The organism is Cobetia sp. (assembly GCF_983723665.1).
Genome location: NZ_CFDJES010000020.1, coordinates 1 through 5500, shown reverse-complemented (window position 1 = coordinate 5500; position 5500 = coordinate 1). Strand labels below are relative to the sequence as shown.

3 protein-coding genes are annotated in these 5500 nt (G+C 65.2%); 2 read left to right on the top strand and 1 reads right to left on the bottom strand.

Annotated elements, in window-relative coordinates:
- Positions 1-116 precede the first annotated feature (116 nt).
- On the top strand, positions 117-2012 hold the full coding sequence (locus tag AC4FAH_RS03715; protein WP_153636736.1) for an ABC transporter ATP-binding protein: 1896 nt from the start codon (positions 117-119) through the stop codon (positions 2010-2012).
- Positions 2009-3826 (top strand): ABC transporter ATP-binding protein, encoded by a 1818-nt coding sequence (locus AC4FAH_RS03710; RefSeq protein WP_225347451.1) that lies wholly within the window; start codon positions 2009-2011, stop codon positions 3824-3826. The genes AC4FAH_RS03715 and AC4FAH_RS03710 overlap by 4 nt, the downstream gene beginning before the upstream one ends.
- A gap of 174 nt (positions 3827-4000) precedes the next feature.
- Here AC4FAH_RS03710 and rlmJ read toward each other — a convergent pair.
- Positions 4001-5500 (bottom strand): 23S rRNA (adenine(2030)-N(6))-methyltransferase RlmJ (gene rlmJ, locus AC4FAH_RS03705; RefSeq protein ID WP_490245651.1); only part of this gene is annotated, 1500 nt, incomplete at its 5' end.

The following is a 5500-nucleotide window of genomic DNA, read 5'->3' as shown; positions in this document are numbered from 1 at the left end:
CCGCAGCCGGCCTCTCTTGCCGACAGTGCTTGCGTCTGGCTGTCTCCCTCTCGTTATACTGCCTCTGCCGACCCCTCCGAGTGGCGGAGGCGGGCAGGGGCAGACCGGGAGCCGACATGGCGGGACGCGCGACATCGAACAGACCGCAGGATGCCCATCGCGAGTCCCGTGACTCCAGCGCCTCTCCCCCGCCGGCCCCCGCCGATGAACTGAGCACCGGGCCTCTCCCCGAGGCCCCGTTGCGCCACCTGCTGCTCGACTTCTTCACCCGCCATTGGCCCCGCTATCTGCTGGCCATCGCGTTCCTGATCGGGGTCGCGGGGCTGAATCTGCTGTTGCCGTGGGCGATCGGCGCCACCATCGATGCGTTGCGTGATGGCAGCTTGGACCACGAGGCCTTGCTGAGCCGCCTGTTGTGGCTGGTAGGCGCAGGGCTTGCGCTCTATGCACTGCGCTATGCCTGGCGCGTGACACTGTTCGGCACCGCCTATCAGCTGGGGACGGAGCAGCGTGATGCCTTCCATGCCAAGCTGACGCGCCTGGACCCCGGCTTCTATCAGCGCCATCGCACCGGAGACCTGATGGCGCACGCCAGTCAGGACATCGATGCCGTGGAGATGGCCGCCGCGGAAGGCGTGCTGTCCAGCGTCGATGGCGCCATGACCTTCGTGCTGGTGCTCGGCATCATGCTGATCGCCATCGATGTGCCACTGACGCTGCTCGCCCTGTTGCCATTTCCCTTCATGGCCTGGGCCTTCGCACGCATCTCGCGAAGGATCGGAGAGCGTTTCCGCGAATCGCTGGAGCGCTTCTCGGACCTGAATGACCAGACCCAGGAAGCCTTCGCCGGCATTCGCATGCTCAGAAGCCATGCCTTGCTGGAGGATGAAGGCGCAAGATTCTCGCAGCGTGCCGCCGCCGCCGAAGCCGTCGATTATCGCGTCCAGAAGCTGGAGGCGGCCTTTGATCCGGTGGTGTTCATTGCGCTCTCGGCGGCGACGCTGCTGACGCTGGGTGTGGGTAGCTGGCGCTATCTGGATGACGCCATCACCCTGGGCCAACTGACCAGCTTCACGCTCTATCTGGCGCAGCTGATCTGGCCGATGTTCGCGCTTGGCTGGTGCCTGAATATCCTGCAGCGCGGCGCGGCAGCCGCACGGCGGCTGGCCACCTTCCACGCCGCGCCAGAAGCCCTTGAGGACAGCGGCACTCTGAACAAGGTAAGTGTCCATTCACTATGCCTTGAGATCAATGAATTCCACTACCCGGGCAGCCAGCAACGTGCCCTTGGCCCCCTCTCTCTTCAGGTGGCGGCAGGGGGCAGTCTGGGGATCGTCGGCGCGACCGGCAGTGGCAAGTCCACCTTGCTGCGTCTGCTGTCGCGCAGCTGGCCTCTGACGCCTGAGCAAGGGGTCTTGACGCTCGGCGGCAGAGAAGCAAGTAAGTACACACTATCGGCCTGGCGCCAGCAGTTCTCACTGGTCCCCCAGGACCCGTTCCTGTTTGCGCTCTCGGTAGCCGACAATGTCGCCCTCGCCTGCCCCGAGGCCTCCGACGAGCGAATTCGAGAGGCACTGCGCGCCGCAGCCTTCGAGGAAGATCTGCGCCGCCTCCCCCAGGGGCTGGAGACGCTGGTGGGTGAGCGAGGCATCACGCTCTCCGGCGGCCAGCGTCAGCGGCTGGCATTGGCACGCAGCCTGCTCAGCGAGGCGCCGATCCTGCTGCTGGACGATACCCTGTCGGCGGTCGACCAGGTCACCGAACGCACCCTGCTGAAGACTCTCGCGCGCCTGCAGCAACCCGATCATCACGGCCTCAAGCGCACGCTGATCATCAATTCCCATCGCCTGTCTGCCGTGCAGGCCTGCCAGCAGATCCTGGTGCTCGAGGACGGGTGCATCCTGGAACAGGGCGATCACGCCAGTCTGCTGGCCGCCCGCGGCGCCTACTGGCGCCTATGGCAGGCCCAGCAGGTCAACCGCGAAGACGATGCCAAGGCGGAGCGCTCATGAGCCACGATGCCGCGACACGACCCGACACCCTCAGCGGCACTCGCCTGCTCAGCCGACGGCGACTGGCATTGCTCTGGCAACCGCTGGGCAGGCGCCGCGCAGAGGTCCTGCGCGCGCTGTTGATCCTGATCGCGGCGACCGTACTGGATGTGCTTGGCCCGTGGCTGACCCAGCGCTATCTGGATGACTACCTGATTCCCGGCAACCTCGCCCCCGAGGCCCTGGCCGGATTGGTGGGCATCTACGTGATCACCCAGCTGGGCGCCGCCGCCGGACGCTATTTCCAGCAGCTGCGCTTTGCCCGTCTGGCCCTCGCCAGCGTGCGCGATATCCGTGAGCGAGTCTTCACACATCTGCTGCACCAGCCACTATCGACCCTCGACAATATCGCTGCCGGTGAATTGGTGGCCCGCGTGACCAACGACACCGAGTCGCTCAAGGAGCTGTATATCGGGGTGCTGGCGACACTGATCGGCAATGTGGTGCTGTTGATCGGCATCCTGTCGGCGATGGCCCTGATGGATGGCACCCTGGCGATGATCGCGACGGCGCTGGTGCCGCTCTCCATCGGCATGATCTGGCTGTATCAGCGCTTCTCCGGGCGCGCTGCACGCGAGGTGCGCCGCCTGCGTGCCTTGCAGAATGCCAGAATCGCCGAGGCGATCGGCGGCATGAGTGTGCTGCAGGCAAGCGACCAGACCGAACGCTTCAGTCAGCGCTATCACCACCTCAACGTCTCCCAGTATCAGGCGCGCATGCGCACGGTGCGTGTGTCGGGGCTGCTGTTGCGTTCGGCCATCGACCTGATGGCGATGCTGATCACGCTCTCGCTGGTCGCCGTGTTCGGGCTGCGCGAACTGGGGGGCGGTGCGGAACTGGGAGTGCTCTACGCGTTCATCGCCTGGTTGGGGCGCATCAGCGAGCCCCTGATCCAGATCACGCAGCGACTGCAGGTCTTCCAGTCGGCGCTGGTGGCGACTGGCCGGCTGGAAGAGGTCCTGGACCGGCCACGCGAGACGCCTGAGCCAGACACGCGCACAGCGCAGGCAGCCACGCGTCGGCACTCGGACAACACCGTGATAGCGAGTGGTCACTATCAACTCGAGCAGCTGACCTTCCACCACCAAGGTGCGGAGGGTCCGGCCCTCAATGGACTGATGCTTGCCATCGAGAGCGGTGAGTTTCTCGGCGTGGTCGGCCCGACGGGCAGCGGCAAGTCCACCCTGCTCGATCTGCTCAGCGGGCAGCGCCCTGCCCCGGCGTCTCAGCTGCTGCTGGATGGTCGTCCGCTGATGGAGTGGTCGGCTCAACAACGCGCTACCGCGATAGCCGTCGTCCCGCAGGAGCCCTTCATCCGCGCCACGACACTGCGCGACAACCTGCTGCTGGGGCGTGAAATCAGCCAGCAGCACCTGTCACGGGTTCTGCACAAAGCGCATCTGACGCCGCTGGTCGATAGTCTGCCGCTAGGGCTCGACACCCTGCTGGGCGAGCGCGGCCTCAGTCTCTCCACGGGTGAGCGCCAATTGCTGGCGCTCGGACGTGCACTGGTCACGACACCACGCGTGCTGTTGCTGGATGAGGCCACCGCCAGCATCGATAGCCATACCGAAGCCCTGTTGCAGCAGGCACTGCATGAGCTGCGTGGCGAAGTGACCTTGATCGTGGTGGCACACCGGCTTGCCACGGTGCGTGATGCGGACCGCCTGCTGGTGCTGGAACAGGGCTGCATCACCCAGCTGGGGACCCACGATGCCCTGATGGCAGAACCCGGCCTCTATCGGCGGCTATGGCGGGAAGACATCGCACACTGATCAGGCCAACGGCCCCGACAATACAAATACCCCACGATGCAAAGGGCCCCGCGATCTAGACGCCCCACTATCTAAACACCCACAATGCAAACGCCCCCACAGGCATGGCCTATGGGGGCGTTGTCAGTCCGAGCTCTTGATATGGCGCTCAGCGTTCTGCGTTCACCTCAGCCATCACGGCTTGCGCGGGCCGCGTGGCTTGTTGCTCTGAGTCTTGCCAGAGCTGTCCTTGGCAGGCGCTGTCTTGCCTGAATTCGTCTTGCCAGCTGCTGACTTTCCAGAGCTTTCCTTGCTGGCGCCGCCCTTGGCAGCCTTGCCTCTCATGGCATTGCTTTCCTGCTTCTCACGCAGGGCACGCGCTTCACGCGCATCCAGCGGCTTGCCGACATCCTTGTTGTCTTCAGGACGCTGCTTGGCCGCGTACTTTCTGGGCAGTTTGGTCGTGCTGTTCGGGTTGACCTGACCATCACGACCAATCGCCGGCGTGCTGCGCATGCTGACCCGCGTGGAGCCTTCGCGGCGGCCCTTACCCGGCACGCTGGAGGACCAGTCGCTCCAGCTGGCAGAATCCTTGCCCGCTCCCTTGCCTGCCGTCTCGCCCTTGCCACGCGGACGAGTCGGCTCGACAGCGGCCGTCGACTTGCGCTCGGCAGGCTTCTCGCTGACGCGCTTCTGGCTCGGCGCGGAATGCCCATGGACCTCATCCTTGACCTGCGCCTTGATGCTGGTCTTGGGCTTGGCAGTCGCGGAATGACGCTTGCCCTTGGCCTTGGGCGTCGCACTGTCATTGCGCACGCGAGGCTTGGCCCAGCCTTCACCGCGCTTGAGCTTCTCGCGCTTGGGCTTGGCCTGGGTCACCTCGACATCGCTGTCGCGCTTGACCTTCTGGTTGAGCTTGCGCAGCGACAGCAGGCGCTCACGCGGCATCGGCTTGGGCTCGTTGCGTTCGCGGGCGACCTCCTCCGACAGCCACCACAGGCCCTTGTGCTCGACGGCAACCGACTGCGGAGCCGGCAGCGCGCCCTTGAGCACCTCGACCACTTCCTGCATGGCGGTGGAGAACTGACGATCGAACTGCCACGGCGGATTGATCACCAGCATGCCGGAGCCGTACATGCCGTGCTCGCCTTCCGGTGAATCGATCGTCAGCTCACTGCGCCACATCGGTGCCGGCGAATGCTTCTTGAGACGCTCGAGCAGATCATGCTGACGCCCCGCCGGCAGCAGCGGATACCAGATCATGATGGTGGCATGACGTGACTTGCGCAGGGTCTCGACCACGACCTCGGCGACATCACGATAATCATTCTTCAGCTCATAGCTGGGGTCGATCAGCACGGCGACGCGCGGCGTGGTGACCGGCACGGCCGCCAACAGACCGGACAGACCATCCTGCTGACGACGCATGACCTTGCCGAGGCTGTCACGCTGCACCGGCGCCTGATCGAAGTGGTAGATCTCGCCCGGATGCAGCTCATAGGCCAACAGGCGATCGCCGCGGCGCAGCGACTGGCTCAGCCACCAGGGCGAACCGGGATAGACGCTCAGCTCGCTGGCGCTGCCCTTGGCGGCATCCGGCTGCATGTCCGCCAGACGTGCCAGCCAGCGAGCCAGCGGCTTGTCAGCTGACGGGGACTTCGGCTCACCCGCATCGGTCAACCAGCGATCACGCAC

Bases quoted from the DNA above. Each gene is read 5' to 3' on its own strand.
- AC4FAH_RS03715 (WP_153636736.1), top strand. From the start codon at position 117: ATGGCGGGACGCGCGACATCGAACAGACCGCAGGATGCCCATCGCGAG.
- AC4FAH_RS03710 (WP_225347451.1), top strand. From the start codon at position 2,009: ATGAGCCACGATGCCGCGACACGACCCGACACCCTCAGCGGCACTCGC.